Genomic DNA, 18,798 nt, shown 5'->3' on the forward strand with positions numbered 1-18,798 from the left:
AAACTGCTGGTCACCATGATGGGCGCGCATGAGAAATTGCCTTTTCTGCTGAAGCGCCCTATCTGCGGGCTCCGATGCGTTTGCTTCTCGTCCTTCTTGCCCTGCTTTCAGGCCTCTCGCTTTCCGAAGTGGGGGCAATGTCCGCGCGCTCCGAAGTCATCGGTGCGGCTGCAGGTACCGTGCTGGTGGCAAGCCCTCAGCGCACGGCTGCGGTGGGCCTCGCCAAGGCACAGCGCCCGGCGTGCGAACAGCGCTCGGTCCGCACGGTAGTCCTACCCGCTCTCGCGTTCATCCGCGCGATCAGCATCAGGATCTGGGACCGGCCGCTCGAATAGCGCCAAGTTTCCGCTTGCTACCCGCTCCGCGTGAACGCGGACGCCTGACTTGCGCGGCCTTTTTTCGCGCACCCCATTTCAGAACAGGAATACAGCCATGCTCGGCAGCATTGCCAAGGCCATTTTCGGCTCGTCTAACGATCGTTACGTCAAGTCGCTCGACAAGATCGTGCGCGCCATCGCCGCTTACGAGCCCGAAATGCAGGCGCTCAGCGACGCGGAATTGCAGGGCCAGACGGCCAAGCTGCGCAGCCAGCTCGAAGCGGGCAAGACTCTCGACGACATCCTGCCCGAAGCCTTCGCCACCTGCCGGGAGGCTTCGCGCCGCGTGCTGGGCATGCGCCACTTCGATGTGCAGATGATCGGTGGCATCGTGCTCCACCGCGGCGAGATCGCCGAAATGCGCACTGGTGAGGGCAAGACGCTTGTGGCGACGCTCGCCTCCTACCTCAACGCGATCGAGGGCAAGGGCGTCCACGTCGTCACCGTCAACGACTACCTCGCCAAGCGCGACGCGGAATGGATGGGGCAGATCCACAAGTTCCTCGGGCTCACCGTTGGCGTGATCGTGCCCAACATGAACGAGTACGAGCGGCGGCAGGCCTATGAGGCTGACATCACCTATGCCACCAACAACGAGCTCGGCTTCGATTACCTGCGCGACAACATGAAGCACGAGCGCAGCCAGATGGTGCACCGACCGTTCAACTTCGCGATCGTCGACGAGGTGGACTCGATCCTGATCGACGAAGCGCGCACGCCGCTGATCATATCGGGCCCGACCGACGACAAGAGCGAGCTTTACGTCTCGGTCGACGCGGTGGTGAAGCAGATCGACCCCTCGCTCTACGAGGCGGACGAGAAGACCAAGAACATCTCGCTGACCGAGGATGGAGTCGAATGGGTCGAGCGCAAGCTGGAGGAAGCGGGGCTGCTCGTCGGCTCCAACCTCTATGACGTCGAGAACACGATGGTCGTCCATCACCTCGATCAGGCGCTCAAGGCCAATGTCATGTTCAAGCGTGACATTGACTACATCGTGAAGGACGACAAGGTCGTCATCATCGACGAGTTCACCGGCCGCATGATGGATGGCCGGCGCTGGTCGAATGGCCTGCACCAGGCGGTGGAAGCCAAGGAAGGCGTCCAGATCGAGCCCGAGAACCAGACGATGGCCTCGATCACCTTCCAGAACTACTTCCGCATGTATCCCAAGCTTTCGGGCATGACCGGCACCGCCGCGACCGAGGCGCCGGAATTCTTCGACATCTACAAGATGAATGTCGTCACCATCCCGACCAACGTGCCGGTGCAGCGCCGCGACGAGGAAGACGAGTTCTACAAGAACACGCAGGACAAGTTTCAGGCCATCGCAAAGCTGATCCGCGAGCGGTACGACAGCGGCCAGCCGGTGCTCGTCGGCACCGTCTCGATCGAGAAGTCGGAGATGCTCTCCGAGTTCCTCAACAAGGAAGGCGTGAAGCACAACGTTCTGAACGCCCGCTTCCATGAGATGGAAGCGCATATCGTGGCGCAGGCCGGCCGCCTCGGCGCGGTGACGATTGCAACCAACATGGCTGGCCGCGGGACCGACATTCAGCTCGGCGGCAATGCCGAGTTCCGCATCGAGGATGAACTGCGCGACGTGCCGGAGGGGCCCGAGCGCGAAGCCGGGATCGCGCGGATCAAGGCCGAAGTCGCCGAGGAGAAGGCCAAGGTGCTGGCCGCCGGCGGGCTCTGCGTGATCGGCACCGAGCGGCATGAAAGCCGCCGCATCGACAACCAGCTGCGCGGCCGTTCGGGCCGTCAGGGCGATCCGGGTCTCTCGAAGTTCTACCTCTGCCTCGAGGACGATCTGCTGCGCATCTTCGGGCCGGATACGCTGTTTGCCCGCATGATGAATTCGAACCTTGCCGACGGTGAGGCAATCGGTTCGCGCTGGCTCTCGAAGGCCATCGAGACCGCACAGAAGAAGGTCGAGGCGCGCAACTACGACGTGCGCAAGCAGGTCGTCGAATACGACAACGTGATGAACGACCAGCGCAAGGTTATCTACGAGCAACGCGCCGATATCATGGATGCCGAAGCGGTCGATGATGTCGTGCTCGACATGCGGCAGGACACGATCAACGCCATTGTTGCCGATGCCTGCCCGCCGGGGTCTTACCCCGAGCAGTGGAATGTTCCGGCGCTGGCCGAGCGTGTGGACCAGATCCTGGGGCTTGAGCCGCCGTTCGATGCGTGGCTTTCCGAGGACGGCCTCGAGCCTGACGTCATCGAGGAACGCATCGCCGCGATGGCCGAGGAGAAGATGGCTGCAAAGCTTGAGACCGTCGATCCGGCTTCGTGGCGCAATCTGGAAAAGTCGGTGCTGCTCGAGCGGCTCGATCACCACTGGAAAGAACACCTCGCGACGCTCGATGCGTTGCGCCAGGTGGTGTTCCTGCGCGCCTATGCGCAGAAGACGCCGATCAACGAGTACAAGCAGGAGGCCTTTGGTCTGTTCGAGAAGATGCTCGAAGTGATCCGCGAGGACGTGACGCGCATTCTTATGACGAGCGAGATCCGGATGGGCTCGCCCGAGGACTTCCAGCTTCCGGAACTGCCAGACTTTCTGACCAGCCACATCGATCCGCTAACCGGTGACGACGACGCGCGGGCAGTGCCGGCGGGCCAGCTCTTCGGGACCTTTACCCCGCCGATGGCGGGCTCGGGCGCGCTGGCTGCGGCCGGGACCGATCCCTATGCCGGGACGGGCATCAGCCGCAATGCGCCCTGCCCATGCGGTTCGGGGCAGAAGTACAAGCACTGCCACGGTACTTTGGCATAACGGGCTCTGAGCGATCTGCAGTGATGTGCTAGGAATTATGCGCAAGGCATTGAAGGTAAATCCTTCAGCTTTATGTTGCGCCGCCATGACAGGTGACAATTTGATGCTTCGGGACGTGACTGTCAGAGTTAACCGGCCGTGTGACGACGTATTCCGAGTCGAAATCAGCAGCGTGCCGAATTGGCGCAGGCTTGTTGTAAGCACCTTATAATCAAAGGTTTATTGGCCTTCCAAAGGTGTTTGACTCGAGGACTTCGCACTTGCTACCCCCGAGTTAACGATAAGAGCGGGGCCGCAACGACCGCAGCATTGCAGATAAGGGCCTCAACGATGTGGGAGGGTGAGAGCGCCAGCAGACGGAGGGCATTTCGAGCCCTTGCGCGCTGGTTTTCGTTCGCCCTTTTTGCGGCGGCCGTGTCGTTCTCCGCTACTGTTCCTTCTGCAGCATTCGCTCAGGTCAGTACCCCCTCGATCACCGGCCCTAGCCGCGACGAACTGGGCGGCATCACACGTGCGCCGGCTGTGCAACCGCCGCGCTTGTCGGTGTCTGGTGGCATCGAGCGGTCGGGCTGTCCGCTGGCGGATCCTCAGTTTGCCCAGATCAAGACCACCATCGCGTCTGTCACCTTCAACGGGCTGAAGGGGGCAACCGCATCCGAGATGGAGGCGGCGTGGAAGCCGCTGGCCGGGACGTTGCAGCCGATCTCCGTGCTGTGCGAGATCCGCGATGCGGCTGCCACGATCCTGCGCACCAAGGGCTATCTGGCCGCGGTGCAGGTGCCGGTGCAGCGCATCGAGAACGGGCAGGTGCGCATGGAAGTGCTCTATGCCCGGATCACCGCAATCCGGGCTCGGGGCGAGACGCGCGGGGCCGAGCGCAAGCTCATGGCCTATCTGGGCCAATTGACTGAGGACGACATCTTCGATCGCAACAAGGCGGAGCGCTATCTGCTGCTCGCGCGCGATCTGCCCGGCTACAATGTGCAACTGACCTTGCGGCCGGCAGGAACCGCCCCCGGTGATCTCATCGGTGAAGTAACCGTTCTACGTCAGGCTTTTATTGCTGATTTCTCAGTGCAGAACCTCGCTTCGGCGGCAACCGGCCGGTGGGGCGGGCAGCTGCGTGCGCAAGCTTTCGGCATCACCGGTATGGGCGATGCCACGACGCTTTCGTACTACACCACATCCGATTTTCGCGAGCAGCGCATCCTTCAGGCCAGTCACGAGTTTCGTCCTGGCAGCGAGGGGCTGCTTGTGGGCGCTTCGTTTACGTATGCCTGGACCCGCCCCGATCTCGGGCAGGCAACCGGGGGTGCCGCGCTCGATGCAAGGACGCTGCTCGCCAGCCTCTACGCCCGCTATCCGCTGGTGCGTTCGCAGGCAGGCGATATCTGGCTCGGCAGCGGATTTGACCTGCTCAATCAGGATACCACGCTGATCGTGCCGCTGAGCCGCGACCGCCTGCGCGTGCTCTGGGCGCGGCTCGAGTTCAACCGCGTGGATCTCACCCGGGCGGAGCCGGCCTGGCGGATAGATGGCTCGCTCGAGGTCCGGCAGGGCCTTGCAGGGCTGGGGGCAACGCCGTCCTGCCTCGGCGCGGCCTGCGGAACGCGGGTTCCGACCAGCCGGTTCGATGCCACGCCCGCGGCCACGGTCTTGCGCGGCGAGGTCGAATACGAGCGCGCCGTGGGGCGTTTTGCACTCGCGCTGCATCCGCGCGGTCAGTACGCGTTCCGCAAGGTGCTGGGCTTCGAGGCCTTTGCGCCTGGCAACTACACGGTCGGCCGCGGGTATGATCCGGGTGCGATTACCGGGGACAGCGGTATTGGCGTGGCTGCGGAACTGCGCGGACCGCACCTGCCGATCGGGCGCGGCAACGTGCCGGTCGTGCAGCCGTTCGCGTTTGTCGACGCCGCCTGGGCATGGGATCGCGGCGCGGGCAAGCCGCAGCGGCTGAGCTCGGTCGGCGGCGGTGTCCGTGCCGATCTCGGCAGCCGCTTCCGGCTCGATGCCAGTCTTGCCGTACCGCTCGACCGGGCCGGGTTTCCGGGCCGCAAACCTGCGCCGCGCTTGCTGGTCTCGCTCACCACCCGTCTCGTGCCCTGGGGAGGCCGCTGATGCGTCGCCGCTTTGCCTCTGCCCCCTCGTTCCTCGCCATGGCGGTGATGATGATCGCGGTCCCGGACATGGCGGCGGCGCAGTCGTTCAATGCGACCGGCACGATCGTGGCCGGCGCGGGTGCCATCCTGACCGATCCCGGCACGACGACTGTCGCGGCGGATTCGCCCAATCTGGTGATCAACTGGTCGCCTAACGATACCGCGATTGGCGGCGGCCCGATCAATTTCCAGACGGCCGGCACAAGCGCGCTGTTCACCAACCGCGATGCCACCACGGTGACCGTCCTGAACCGGATCATCCCCACCGACGTGACGCGTCCGATCGTGTTCAACGGCACGGTGACTTCGCAGTTGGTCGATCTCGCTAGCGGCGCGATCAGCCGTGGCGGCACGCTGTTCTTCTACAGCCCCGGGGGCATTCTCGTTTCATCCACCGGCGTCTTCAATGTCGGCAATCTGGCGTTGACCGCTTCGGATCTCAGCTTCGATGCGGTGACCGGCAGCTTTGGAACTGGTAGTCAATACAACTTCTTGCCGGCCAATGCTGGGAGCCGGGTTGAAGTCCAGCAGGGCGCGCAGATCAACGCGGGCCCCTTCAATGCCTATGTTGCCTTGATTGCCCCCAAGGTCATCAATTCGGGCACGATCAACGTCGATGGTTCGGCCGTGATCGTCGCAGCGGACGCCTCGACGATCACCTTCCGCCCCGACGGCCTGTACGACATCCAGATTGACCAGGGGACGAGCGCCGCCGGCGAAGTCGTCACCAACGACGGAACGATCACCGGTCCCGTCGCCGGCGCCAACGCTGTCCACCGCGTCTACATGGTCGCCGTGCCCAAGAACGATGCCATCACCATGGCCATCAAGGGCGGCAGCGCACTCGGTTTCGATGTCGCGGGGGCTGCGAACGTCGATGGCAATGCGGTCGTGCTTTCGGCGGGCTATGACGTCATCAATGGCGTGATCGACACGGTCCGTGCGAAGAACAGCGGCAATGTTCCGGCGGCGCTCGCGATCGGGGCGATCGATGCGACTTCGCAGGTTACCGGCAAGGCAACAGGGCAGGCTTCACTCGCGCTCGGCGCTGGCGAGGGCGCGACGTTTGCTTCCGATCTTCTGCTCTCCGGTGTGCGCGATCCCGCTGCAGCGACCGACGATGGGGCGTTCATTTCCGTCGGAGGTATCGGCTCCACGCTCGATGTGCAGGGCAATCTGCAGATCACTTCGCTCGATGGCGGGGAGGTGGCTGGCGGTGCCTTTACCGACAGTGGCAATGCCTCGATCACCGTCGATCAGGGCAGGCTCACGGTTGGCGGAGCAACGTCGATCACCAGCACGCGCGCGCCCACAATCGACGTTCCTGCCGTTGCGGGTAGCGCCACGCTGACTGCGCGCAATGGCGCTGTGGTCGACGTGGGAACCGATCTGACGATTGCGGCGAACGGAGCGGGCAAGAACTTCGACGACTTCTCCTCGTCCGGACCGAGCACAGGAACTGGGGGCACCGCGCGCGTCTCGCTCGGAAGCGATTCCACGATCACCATCGGGCGCGACCTCGTGCTCAACGCAATTGGCGGCGGCGGCTCCGGGTTCAGTGACTTCACGGTCGGCGCCGACGGGACCGGCGGGCAGGCGCTGGTCGAAGGTCTTGGCAACGGCGGCACACTCAACGTCACCGGTGTCACCACCCTCGATGCACGCGGCATCGGCGGTTCGGGACAGAACTGCGTTACCTGTACTGTAGAGGGCGGCCGCGGCACAGGCGGCCGCGCGGGGATCAGCCTCGGCGCCGGTGTGATGTTCGCTTTCGGCGATGCTGTCACGGTCAACGCCTCGGGTGAAGGCGGAGCCGCAACTACCGATTCGGGCAAGGATGGCGGTGCCGGCCTCGGCGGAACGGCGTTCGTCCGGACCACCGGCGGAGCCGCGACCTTCGGGCAAACGCTTGATGTATTGGCATTGGGCGAGGGTGGCGCAGGCGCATTTGTGAACGCCGCAGTTTCGGGCGCCACGGGGTCGGGCGGCACCGGAGGGAGCGGGACGGGTGGCGAGGCGGTTCTGGCTGCCGGTGACGCTACGCTGCTGGGCGGCGGCGGCAGTCTGGGCATGACCGGAGCAACCATCGTCTCGGCAGCCGGCCTCGGCGGTGGCGGAGGGACCGGCGGCGCCGGGGCTGGCGGCACAGCAACTGTGTCGGCGCGCAATGGTACGGTCGATGGTGGCGCGCTCAGCGTGAGAGCCTATGGCGATGGCGGCGCGGGAGCAAACGGTGGCAATGGCGGTGCCGGGACGGGCGGAAATGCGGATGTGATCGCCTTCTCTGCGCTGGAAGGCGATGGATCGGTAACCTTCGCCGGCACGCTGGTTGACGCGCGCGGCCGCGGCGGTGCGGGTAGTGCGCCGGGGCTGTTTCCCGACCCCGGCGGTGCTGGCGGTGCAGGTACGGGCGGGCAGGCAAGGGCCGTGGCCGAGGCAGGCAATGCCAATCTCGTTCTCGCCGGGACCAGCGTGACAGCCAACGGCATCGGCGGCGTAGGCGGCTTGGGCGGAAGCATTGCGAGCGGCGCACCGGGCGGTGCCGGCGGTGCCGGCGGCGACGGACGCGGTGGGTCTGCCACGATTGGTGTGATTGCAGGGCCCGGTTCTGCCTCACCGACCGGCGCGGCTGATCTAGGGCCTGCGGGCGTCTTTGCCAATGGTGTCGGCGGTGCCGGCGGCACCGGCGGTCTCGGGACGACGACGGGGCTCGACGGCAATGGCGGCAATGCCTTTGGCGGCAGCGCGACAATCGCGGCTGCGGGCGGTGCACTCAACCTTGGCAACATCACGCTCGCGCAAGCGGGGGCATCCGGTGGCAGCAGCGGGACCGGTCTTGGCGGGAATGCTGAAGTGGGCGGAGCCGGCGGCCCGTCCGATCTGCGCGGGGTCCGCTTTGATGTCGGCTCAGGTCAGGTCATCGGCCAGGCGATCACCCTCAGCGCAAATGCCACTGCTGGGCTCGGTGCCACTGCCGGCACGGCCACCATCCTCGGCCATCCGCTGACCTGGCTTGTCGCTGGGGGGACGATCAACGCAGGTTCGCTCACGTTCACCGCGAGCGGCACCGTGGCGGGCGACGCACCGGCTTCGGTGATCGCGCTTGCGGGCGGCGATACCGTGCTGACCGGCGATCTGGCCTTCAGCACGCCCGGCGATCTTGCCGCAACGCTCGATGGGGCCAATGTCTCGGCGGTTTCCGCAGCGATCTCTGCTGGCAACTGGGTTCCGGGCGCCGTTCCTGCCGGGCCTGCAGGCACCGTATTCGGCTCGAACTCGGTCTCGCTGACGACGAGCGGCGATCTCTTCGCGCATCTCTCGGCCAATAGCGGCAGCGCGCTGACACTCTCCGCGGCCGGCCTTGTGCGGCTCGACAACCTTTCATCGGCGGCCGGCGTGTCCGTCACTGCCGGTTCGACGGTTTCGCTCGGGAACGTCCTTGCTGGCGCAGATGTCACGGTCAGCGCACCGGGCAACGTCACGGTCGGCAGCGTGACGGCGACAGGCGGCATCGACCTGAACTCGAATGCGGTGCTCACGAGTGGTGCCGCGACCGCCGGCCAGACGATCACGCTTGACGGTGCAACCTCCGTCACCGTTGGCGGGGCAATTCAGGCTGGCGACAGTGTGCGGCTCGTTTCCGATGGGGCGATCGGAGCGGGTGTGATCTCTGCTGGGCTGATCAGCCCATCGCCGCTGTCCAGCGCGACCTACGGGATCACCGTCGTCGGCCTCGGCAATGTAACGCTGGGCAATCTGGCGGCAGCGCACGATATCGTGTTGCTGTCTCCCGTTGCGATTACGAGTGGCTCGCTAGCCGGGCGCGAGATCGCGGTGCTTACTGGCGGCGCGCAGTCCGTTGGCGCCATCGCGGCATCGGGTCGGGTGCTCTTGGCCGACTATGCGATGGGCGCGATCGGTGGCGATCCGCTAGGGGCCTATGATCTCAACGCCGTCCTCTCTGCAGCGCCGATCGCAGCGGGCGGGCCGATCACAATTGCGGGCACCGCGAATGTCGGCGCGCTCGCGGCGGTCTCGACCGGTGCCGTTACGGTCGGTGCGATCACTGCGGTACCGGCACTTGCGGCGGACGGTTCGGTCAACCTGAATGCAGGTGCAGCGCTGGTGGCCGGGGCGATCGTTTCCGGCAGCCGCATCGATCTGTTGGCTGGAAACACCATCGCGCTGACCTCGGCAAGCGCCGTCAACGGCGTGTCACTCGGCGCTGCCGGGGCAATCACTTCGGGCAACCTCACTGCGACGATTGGCAGCGTTCTGGTCACTTCAGGTGGTGCCGCCACGCTCGGTGATCTCGCTGGGCAGGTACTGCCGGTCGGTATCGGCATCGGTGTCACGGCCGGGGGCGCGCTAAGCCTCGGCAAGGCCTCTGCCGCAGGCGGCGATCTGGTCCTCAGTGGCAGCAGTTCGGTCACGACCGGTGGGCTCGAGACCAGCGATGGACAGATCAGGTTGACGTCAACTGGCGCCATGACGCTGGGGACGCTCACCTCCAGCACCGAAATCGTGCTCAATGCTGGTGGCGCGCTTGTTGCGGGCGGGCTGCTGTCGCAGACGGGGGTCTCGGTCAATGGCGGGGCCGGTGCCGCGGTCGGCAAGGTCAACGCCTCGACCGGGACGGCAAGCATCAACGCAGCGGCGGGCCTTGCCATCGGCGATGTGACCGCATTCGACGGGATCGCGCTAGCTGCGACGACTGGCAACGTCAGCACCGGCAATCTTGTCACCGACAATGGCGCTGTCGCCGTAACGGCAGGTGGTGCGGTGCAAGCCGGCAATGTTTCTTCCGCAACGGGAGCGATCCTCGCAGCCGGTACGGGGCTGACGCTCGGCTCGGGATCCACGCTCGGCGGCGATCTTGGCTTGACCGCCGGCGGCGATATCACGGCCGCAGACCTGATCGCGACGGGCGGCAGGCTGACGGTGCAGGCGGGCGGTGCGGCGAGCCTCGGCAGTATCGATGCGAACGGCCTTGCCGGTGGCATCGGGCTGGATCTCGCTGCCGGCGGTGCGCTGCGCCTCGGCAATGCACGGGTTGGTGCCGGGGACATGCGCCTTGTCAGCGGTGGCACGTTGAACGCGGCGAGCCTGACGGCGGACACCGGTGGTCTTGTTCTGACCTCAGGTACGGACACGGTGCTGTCCGGAACGGCAACCGCCGGTTCCGGCGATGCGGTGTTCACGGGCGGCGGCAATCAAACGCTCGGCGCGGTCTCAGCAAGCGGAAGTGTCCGCCTGACCAGCACTGGCGGAGCGATCGCTGGTGGCGATCTGACCGCAACCGATGGCACGGTGCGCCTGACTGCAAGCACCTCCGGCTCGACGGGTAGGGTGACGGCAGCGAACGGGATCACGTTGTCCACCGGCACCAGCCTCGCGCTTGGGGCAGCGACGAGCGCGGCGGGCGACATTTCGGTTGCCGCCGGATCCGATCTTGCAGCGGTAGCCGTGACAGCAACAGCTGGGCGGATCACCGCAACGACCGGCGGCGCAGCAAGCCTGGGTGATCTGACCGCGGCGGGCCTTGCCGGGGCAAGCGGGATCACAGTGACCGCGGGCACGACGCTTGCGCTTGGCAATGCCAGCGCTGCCGCGGGCACCCTTGACCTTTCGAGCACGGGTGCGCTGACGGCAGGCAATCTTGCGGCCGCGGAAGGGGTGACCGTGACCGGGCGTAGCGCGGTAACGACAGCGCGGGTCAGCGCAACCGGTGGCGACATCGTGCTCTCGGCAACCGGCGATCTTCTGGCGGGAGACATGGTCGCGGCGGGCGGGCGGTTGCTCGTCTCTGCCGAGGGTTCGGCATCGCTCGGCACGCTGGCGGCGGCGGGGCTGGCCGGCAGCGTCGGTCTCAGGGTTGCAGCAGGCACCACGCTTTCAACCGGCAACGCCGTGGCGACGGCAGGCGAGTTGCGGCTCGTGAGCGGCGGCGCCATGACTACGGGCGATCTCACGGCCAGCGGCGGCGTTGTTACGCTGCGTTCCGGAGGCGCTCTCGGCAGCGGAGCACTTGCGGGGCGTGACGGCATTGCGCTGACGGCCGCGGGCGATGCCACGCTGGGCGGTGCGGCAACCTCGGCTGCCGGTGACGTGGTATTTGATGTGACCGGCGCGCTTGCGGCCGGGGCCGTCGGGGCAACGACGGGCCTTGTCAGCATTGCGACTGGTAGCGCCGCCGAGACCGCCGCCGTGTCTGCCGGCCAATCCGTGGGGGTGAGCAGCGCCAATGGCGGCATCGTCGCCCAGACGGTCACGGCAGGAACTGGTGTCACGCTTTTCGCTGCGGGTGATCTCGATGCCGGCACCGTATCAGCGGGCGCTGCCGCGCGGCTTGTCGGGCGCAACCTGCGCCTCTCCAATGTCAGCGGTACGGCGGTTTCGCTTTCAGCCAATGGCACGCTGAGATTTGGCGATCTGAATGCAACCGATGGCAATGTCTCGATTGGAACCGGCGGGGCAGTGCAGGGCGGCGCCATCACGGCGTTCGGCAATATCGAGCTGGCCAACACCGCAGGTTCCGTTGCGCTCGGCGATCTCGATGCGGCAAGCACCGTTCTGATCAACGCGGCGGGCGATCTCTCGGTCGGGAACGCCAACGCCGCGCAGACAACGGTAGAGTTGCGCGCGAATGCCGGTTCACTGACGGCAGGCGCGATCACGGCCACTACCGATGCCGCCCTGATCACTTCGGGCGACCTCACCGTGGGTACCATGCGGGCGCGGGACATGCTGCTGCTTGCCGGCGGATCGGTGCGCGCGGGCGCGCTTGATGCGCAGTCCGGGCGCATTCTCGCAGCAAACAATGCGGTCGGCCTCGCGGGCGGGGCGATCGGCGAGTTTAACTTCAACGCCGTCTTTGCCGAACCGCTCGTCGCGGCAGGCGGCGGGTTGACGCTGTCGGGGCCTGTCACGGCCGGAACGTTCACCGCCGCAGTGGCGGGGGATGCCGCCACGCAAGGCATTTCCGCCGCGCGCAGCGTGTTCCTCGATGCGGGCGGCACGGCGCGGCTTGGCGGCCAATGGCAATCGCCGTCGATCGAACTGCGCGCCAGTGATCTCGTCATGCCGGCGGGCTCCGGGCTCAATGCAGGCGCTTCGGGAAGCATCACGCTGATCTCGCGCAATACCTCGGGTCTTCGGATCGGCGACGGGCTCGATGGCAGCGTGGTGCCGACCAGCGGGTTCTCGCTCGACAACAGCGAATGGGGCCGGATCAACAGCGGCTCGCTCAGCGTGTTCGGGCTGGATGGGGCCAGCGCGGTCGATATCGTGATCGGCAAGCTCGATGTGACCGGGCCCGACGCTGGCAGCACGATCGATGATCCTGCCGGATCGGTCCGTTTCTCCACTGGCGCATCGCCGACGGCGGCCGCAAACGGAGCGATCCGCGTCGTTGGCGCGCTCAAGGCGGTCGGGATGCGCAGCGGCAATGCGCTCGTTTTCCGCACTGGCCAGTTCCAGATCGCATCGGATACCGGCAGCGTGGCGGTCCTCGGCCAGGGCGATGCGCTTTCGGGAACGCTCCGGATCGACGCACGTGATATCCATGTCGCGGCAGCGCCGCTGCTGGCGCGGCTTGCGGCGGATCCGTTCTTCGCAGGAGTCGAACCCGCACTCGACCGGGAGAGTGCGGGCGGGAATGGTCCCGTGCTGCGCGCTGGTACGCTCGATTTCACGGTCGGGCGCAGCTTCTACATCCAGCGCAGCGGCAACGGCATCGATCCGCTGGGCTTCGAGGAGCCGCTGGACGGGTTCAAGGTTCGGCCCGGCGGCGTCGCCCCGATCGCGGTGATCATCAACGGCACCTTCCGTACGGCCACCGGCATCGTCGGCGGCGTGGAAGCGTGGCGCCAGTTCAAAGCGAGCGGTGTCGATCTGTCCGGGTTCACCGCCGATAGCCGCCTCAACGGCTGCCTGCTGAATGCTGCGACCTGCGGGCTCGCGCTCATCAAGGGCCAGCCCGATCCGGGCATCCGCACGGTTATCGATGGCGTCGATACGCCGGTGCTCGATGATTCTCCGGCCGATCCGGACGAGCGCGAGCAACTGACAGGCAATGCGATCCTGCCGCCGCCGCTGCTCCTGCCGGTCCAGCCAGACGCGTTGCCGGGGCAGATCGACGAGCCGATTGCCGGCAGCGGCAATCCTGCGCTAATCGGTGGCGCTCTGTCCGACGGAGGCCGCCCGTGAGGCGTGCCCTCGGCCTTGCGGTAACGCTCGCCGCGCTGGGCGGCACATTTGCCCCGCTGGACCTCGCTGCGCGCACGGTGCCCCTCTCGGTGCGCAGCAATTTCCGCGTCGGCTCGGCGGGCGTGGTCTGCACGGCGCAGGTCGCACCGCGCGATCCGCGCCTCGCCGGCATGTTCGACCGCGGCTACACGATCTCGTGCCGCGATGCTGCCGGGCCGGTCGGCACGCTGGTCGCGGTCCGCCATGCGCTTCCGGTCGATGTAGCGCCCATGGCAGGGGTCCCCGCTGCTGCTGGCGCGCAGCGCGTCTGTGGCGCACCGGGCCGCGCGGTCCTTGAAGCGTTGGGAGAGGCGGATGCCTTGCTGTGCCGCGATCCGGCGAGCGGGCTTGACCACCGGCGCTATGCCCTCACGCGCGGGGATACCCGCTACTTCGTGGAGGGCCTTGCGGCCTACGATGCGGCGCTCCGCCTGGCGCTTGCAAGCGTGGTGCTGGGCCGGCCAGTGCCCGGCGAGATCAAGGTTGCGACCACCGAAGTGACCGATGCTGCCGCGTTTGCCCGGCTGCAGGCGGGGCTGCTCGATCCGCTTGGCGTGCGCGGGGAAGGGTACTTGCGTAACAACGGCAGCAGCTTTGCTGAATCCGCCGCGTTCTTCGAAGTGCTGGCGGAGAAGGCGCGCAGCCGGAAGGGCGAGCAGGACGTAACCGCTGAAGCACTCGCGAACGAGGGGCTGCAGCAGTCAAATCTCGGCAATTTCGATACAGCGCTGCGCCTTTTCGGTGAAAGCGCCAAAGCGCAAATGACGGGTGATGGCCTCAGCCAGCGGCTGCTGCGCAATTATCGCGCGCTCGATCAGCTTAACCAGCGCCGCCCCGATGCGGCCGTGACCGAACTTGCCAAGCCGGTGGACCCGGTGAATGCCGTGTTTGACGGCGTGCGTCTCGCCGAGGGGGTCATCAATCTGCCACTGGCCGAGGCGATCAACCGCGAGAACGCGGCGACCCGGCGCATGGGGGCACCCGACCCGGCGTTGACCCGCGCCGAAAAGGCAGAAATCCTCGACGGCCAGGCGTTGGCCATAGGCGCAACCGCCGCGCGCATGGCAGGCCGCACCGACGAAGCGGTTGCCGGCTTCGCCAAGGCGCGCGCGCAGCTTGCGACCGTGCGTGACGGGCAGGTTGCCTCGATCATCTGGCTCACCGCCGAGATCGAGATCGAGCTCGCCAGGATCGCTGGCGTTGCCGGGCGCCGCGCGGAGGCGGAGGCCGGGTTTGACCGCGCGATTGCCGCACTCGAAACGGCTTATCCGTCCTCCCCGGCGGTGCTTTCCGCCAAGGCCCGCAAGGCGGCTTTCCTGCTGTCCGCCGGTGATCGCGACGGAGCGGCAAGGCTGTTTGGCGCGGTGGTCGATGCGAGCGCTACAGTGCCCGATAGCGGCACCACCCTGCGAAACCTGCTCGCGCCCTATTTCGCCTTGCTGGCAGGCGAGGGCAGCGATCCGGCGAAGAGCGCTCCGGCCGCCTTTGCTGCGGCACAAGTGCTCGAACGACCTGGCATAGCGCAGACCCAGGCCATCCTCGCGCGGCAACTAGCCGAAGGCAACGACGCCGCAGCAGCGCTGTTCCGCCTCTCGCTCGCGCGCAGCCGCGACATCGCCCGAGCAGAAGGCGAAGTGGCCCGGCTCTCGACACTGCCGGAACCCGCCGCCGCCGAGACGGCCGAACTTGCCGCTCAGCAGGAGATGCTGGCCGGGCTGCGCCGCGAGCAGACCGAGATCCTCGCCAAGCTTGCAGCCTATCCGCGCTATACCGCACTTGCGCCGAAGCGGGTTGCGCTTGCCGAAATGCAGGCCGCGCTGAAGCCGGGCGAGGGATACTACAAGCTCGTTGCTGCCGGCGACGACCTCTACGGTCTTTATGCGACATCTGCTGCCACGCGCTTCTTTGCCGTGCCGCTTTCGCGCACAGACCTGACGCGCGAGGTGCAGCAGATCCGCAACAGCATCGTGACGATCGAGAATGGCAAGGCGGTCAACCGTCCCTTCGATCTCGACCGCTCGCGCGCGCTCTACAAGGCCTTGTTCGGGCCGCTTGCCTCCGACATCGGCGCCGTCCGGCATCTCGTGTTCGAGCCTGATGCGGCGATGCTCCAATTGCCGCCGGCAGTGTTGGTGACGGACGACGCGGGGATTGCAGCCTACAAGACGCGCACGGTCGATATCGATGCGGATGCTTTCGACTTTACCGGTATCGCCTGGCTCGGGCGGGGCCGGGCGATATCGATTGCCGTCAGCCCGCGCGCCTTCCTTGATCTGAGGGCCCTGTCACCGTCTTCGGCACGGCGGCCCTATCTAGGCTTTGGCAACAACGCCGTGCCGCAGCGGCGGCCAGTGACGGCGGTGGCCGACAGTTGTGACTGGCCGCTTGCGGTGTGGCAGCGTCCGGTCAAGCCCGATGAACTGCTGTTCGCGGCAAAGACCTTCGGCAGCACGAGCGTTGTCAGGACGGGCAGCAGCTTTACTGATGCCGGCCTTCTCGCCGACCCTGCGCTTGATCAGTATCGCGTACTGCACTTCGCCACCCATGGCCTCGTCTCGGCCCCGCGCAAGGACTGCCCCGCGCGCCCCGCTTTGGTCACGAGCTTTGCAGACAAGGGTTCGGATGGCCTCCTGAGCTTCCGCGAGATCTTCGATCTCAAGCTCGATGCCGATCTCGTGATCCTGTCCGCCTGCGATACCGCCGGCATGGCCACGGTTGCGGCAAGCCGGGAGGCGGGCGTGACCACCGGCGGCAACTATGCGCTTGACGGGCTGGTGCGCGCGTTCACGGGCGCGGGTGCGCGCGCAGTCATCGCGAGCCATTGGCCGGTGCCAGACGACTACGATGCCACGCGCCGGCTGATCGGTGGTCTCATTGCGGGCAAGCCTGGTGAATCGGTGGGCGATTCCCTCGCGGGGGCTGAGGCAAGGCTGATGGACGATCCGCAGACCTCGCACCCGTTTTACTGGGCGGCGTTCGTGGTAGTGGGTGATGCCGCCAAGCCTGCAGTGAGTGCCGGTTCGCAGCACTGATCGCTTTGCCGGGTATAATCGCCTGGGGGGCTGGACCTATTCACTTCACTGATGCAAAATGCCCGGAGTAGATCGGGCCATGACTCTGAGTCATGGCCCGCATCGCATCGAACACTGTTTTCGGCCATGTCCGGCCTTAGCCAAGGGAGAATGCCGCAACCACAGTCTTGATGACCGCATGGGAGAGTCCGGATGAAACCCTCGTTTCGATCCGGCGCCGACGGAGCAACCCCCCAGGAAACTCTCAGGCACCAGGAACCGTGTGGTCTTGACACTCTGGAGAGTGATGGCGTGGGCCCTGTCATCTCAGGGATTGCGGCCATCCGCCGACGGAGAAAGCCGTAAGGTAGGGTCATGCGCGAAGGCGCCTGATACCGAAGCGGTCAAGCTCTCAGGCACAAGCGACAGAGATGGGGAAATGAACGCCGCGCTGGCCCGAAGGGGCCGGCTGAGACGCATTTCACTCATCAAGGAGCAAGAGCTCATGTCGCATTTTGCGGTTATTGGCGCCGGCATTACCGGCATTACCACGGCTTACGCGCTGCTCGAGCGCGGGCATTCCGTCACTGTCATCGATCGCCAGCCCTTGCCGGCGATGGAAACTTCGTTCGCAAACGGCGGGCAGCTTTCCGCCAGCAACGCCGAGGTGTGGAACTCGGTGGGCACGGTCTTCAAGGGCCTGCGCTGGATGGCTCGGCGCGATGCGCCGTTGCTGTTCAATCCGCGCCCGGGCTGGCACAAGTTCTCGTGGATCGCGGAGTTTCTGGGCGCCATTCCCCGTCACGATGTCAACACCATGGAGACCGTGCGGCTCGCGATCGAGGCGCGCAAACACCTCTTCGATATTGCCGAGCGCGAGGGCATCGATTTCGATTGCGAGAAGCGCGGCATCCTTCACATTTACCGGAACGCAGCGAGCTTTGCCGATGCGGCACGAACCAACGAACTTGTGCGCGCGGGCGGGCTGGACCGGTTCCAGGTCTCTCCCGAGGAAATGCGCCGGATCGATCCGACGGTCACTGGTGACTACTGCGGCGGCTACTACACGCCGTCGGATGCCACGGGGGATATCTGCAAGTTCACCCGCGGCCTCGCGGCTGCCTGCGAGCGCAAGGGCGCAGTCCTGCAACTCGACCGAGCGGTGCAGGCGATTGCGGTGCACGATCGCGGCGTGACGATCCGCACCGCCAGCCTCACCGATGCGCGGATCGAGGATGTTGGCCATTTCGACGGGCTGGTCATCTGTGCCGGGGTCGGCAGCCGCCGCCTTGCTGCGATGGTGGGCGACCGGGTCAATGTCTATCCTGTCAAGGGTTACTCGATCACGGTGATGATGCGCGACGCAGACAGCCAGGCCGCCGCGCCTTGGGTCAGCCTGCTCGATGAAGACGCCAAGATCGTCACCTCGCGGCTTGGCAAGGACCGCTTCCGCGTGGCGGGCACCGCCGAGTTCAACGGCGAGAACCGCGACATTCGCGCCGATCGCATTGCCCCATTGGTTCAGTGGGTCCGTCAGCTGTTTCCCGGCGTGAGCGTGGGCGAGGTCCTGCCCTGGGCCGGCCTCCGGCCGATGCTGCCCGACATGATGCCCCGTGTTGGCGCAGGAAAGCGGTCGCGGGTTTTCTACAACACCGGTCACGGCCACCTCGGATGGACGCTGAGCGCCGTGACCGCGCAGATGGTGGCGGCCTCCATCGACCAGTCGCTGGAAGCAGAGGCCCCGCTCCGCGTGGCGTGATTACGTAATGCACCGCATAGGCGGCCCGGTTGCCCTGCTTGCCTAAAAGGCAGGGTTACCGGGCCGTTCTTCCTTATCGAGCACCGATCACCCGATCTTGCGCGAGGGACGAACCACCATGCTGGTCAAGCAAGCTCAAGGAACCGAGGCCAATCCGTGGGGCACCGCGCCTTGCGGCCCGTTGATCACCGCGACCTATCGCCGCGGCGTGCTGCGCGCGAAGGTGACGCTCAGCGACCTGACCTGCCGTTCAGCGCGGATCGATTCGATGGAAGCGCTGAAGCCTGGAATGCTGGTGTGGATCACGCTGCCGGGGATCGAGGCGCGGCCGGCAATCGTCGACTGGACCAGCGGCTTCACCGCCGGTCTGCGCTTTGAGGCGCCGCTGCACCCGGCCGTGCTCGACGCGATCCTCGACGGGCGCATCGGCTCGGTCCATTGATTTTTGCGATGTTGA

Annotated in this window: 7 protein-coding genes and 1 riboswitch; all 7 genes read left to right on the forward strand. The window is 66.2% G+C overall.

The window, feature by feature from the left end:
• Positions 1-74: 74 nt before the first annotated feature.
• The 7 genes from Q0082_RS15065 (at position 75) to Q0082_RS15095 (ending at position 18,783) form a co-directional block, all read left to right on the forward strand.
• Entirely contained in the window at positions 75-335 is a 261-nt protein-coding gene (locus Q0082_RS15065; RefSeq protein ID WP_298194150.1) for a hypothetical protein, read from the forward strand.
• Between the two features lie 97 nt (positions 336-432).
• Positions 433-3,165: a preprotein translocase subunit SecA gene (gene secA, locus Q0082_RS15070; RefSeq protein ID WP_298194152.1), complete on the forward strand. Its 2,733-nt coding sequence runs from the start codon at positions 433-435 to the stop codon at positions 3,163-3,165.
• A gap of 543 nt (positions 3,166-3,708) precedes the next feature.
• Positions 3,709-5,283 (forward strand): ShlB/FhaC/HecB family hemolysin secretion/activation protein, encoded by a 1,575-nt coding sequence (locus Q0082_RS15075; RefSeq protein WP_298194153.1) that lies wholly within the window; start codon positions 3,709-3,711, stop codon positions 5,281-5,283.
• The gene (locus tag Q0082_RS15080) at positions 5,283-13,532 is read left to right on the forward strand and encodes a hypothetical protein (RefSeq protein ID WP_298194155.1); all 8,250 of its coding nucleotides are present in this window, start codon (positions 5,283-5,285) and stop codon (positions 13,530-13,532) included. The genes Q0082_RS15075 and Q0082_RS15080 overlap by 1 nt, the downstream gene beginning before the upstream one ends.
• Positions 13,529-16,603, forward strand: a complete 3,075-nt coding sequence (locus Q0082_RS15085; RefSeq protein ID WP_298194158.1) for a CHAT domain-containing protein — start codon at positions 13,529-13,531, stop codon at positions 16,601-16,603. Before Q0082_RS15080 ends, Q0082_RS15085 begins: the two co-directional genes overlap by 4 nt.
• Before the next feature lie 169 nt (positions 16,604-16,772).
• Positions 16,773-16,874, forward strand: a riboswitch (glycine riboswitch).
• A 213-nt stretch (positions 16,875-17,087) separates the two neighbouring features.
• Positions 17,088-18,341: a D-amino acid dehydrogenase gene (locus Q0082_RS15090; RefSeq protein ID WP_298194161.1), complete on the forward strand. Its 1,254-nt coding sequence runs from the start codon at positions 17,088-17,090 to the stop codon at positions 18,339-18,341.
• A 118-nt stretch (positions 18,342-18,459) separates the two neighbouring features.
• A complete protein-coding gene (locus Q0082_RS15095; RefSeq protein WP_298194164.1) occupies positions 18,460-18,783 on the forward strand; it encodes a PilZ domain-containing protein in 324 nt (107 codons plus the stop codon).
• Positions 18,784-18,798: the final 15 nt, after the last annotated feature.

This window comes from Novosphingobium sp. (assembly GCF_027489515.1).
In the GTDB taxonomy this organism is placed as follows: domain Bacteria; phylum Pseudomonadota; class Alphaproteobacteria; order Sphingomonadales; family Sphingomonadaceae; genus Novosphingobium.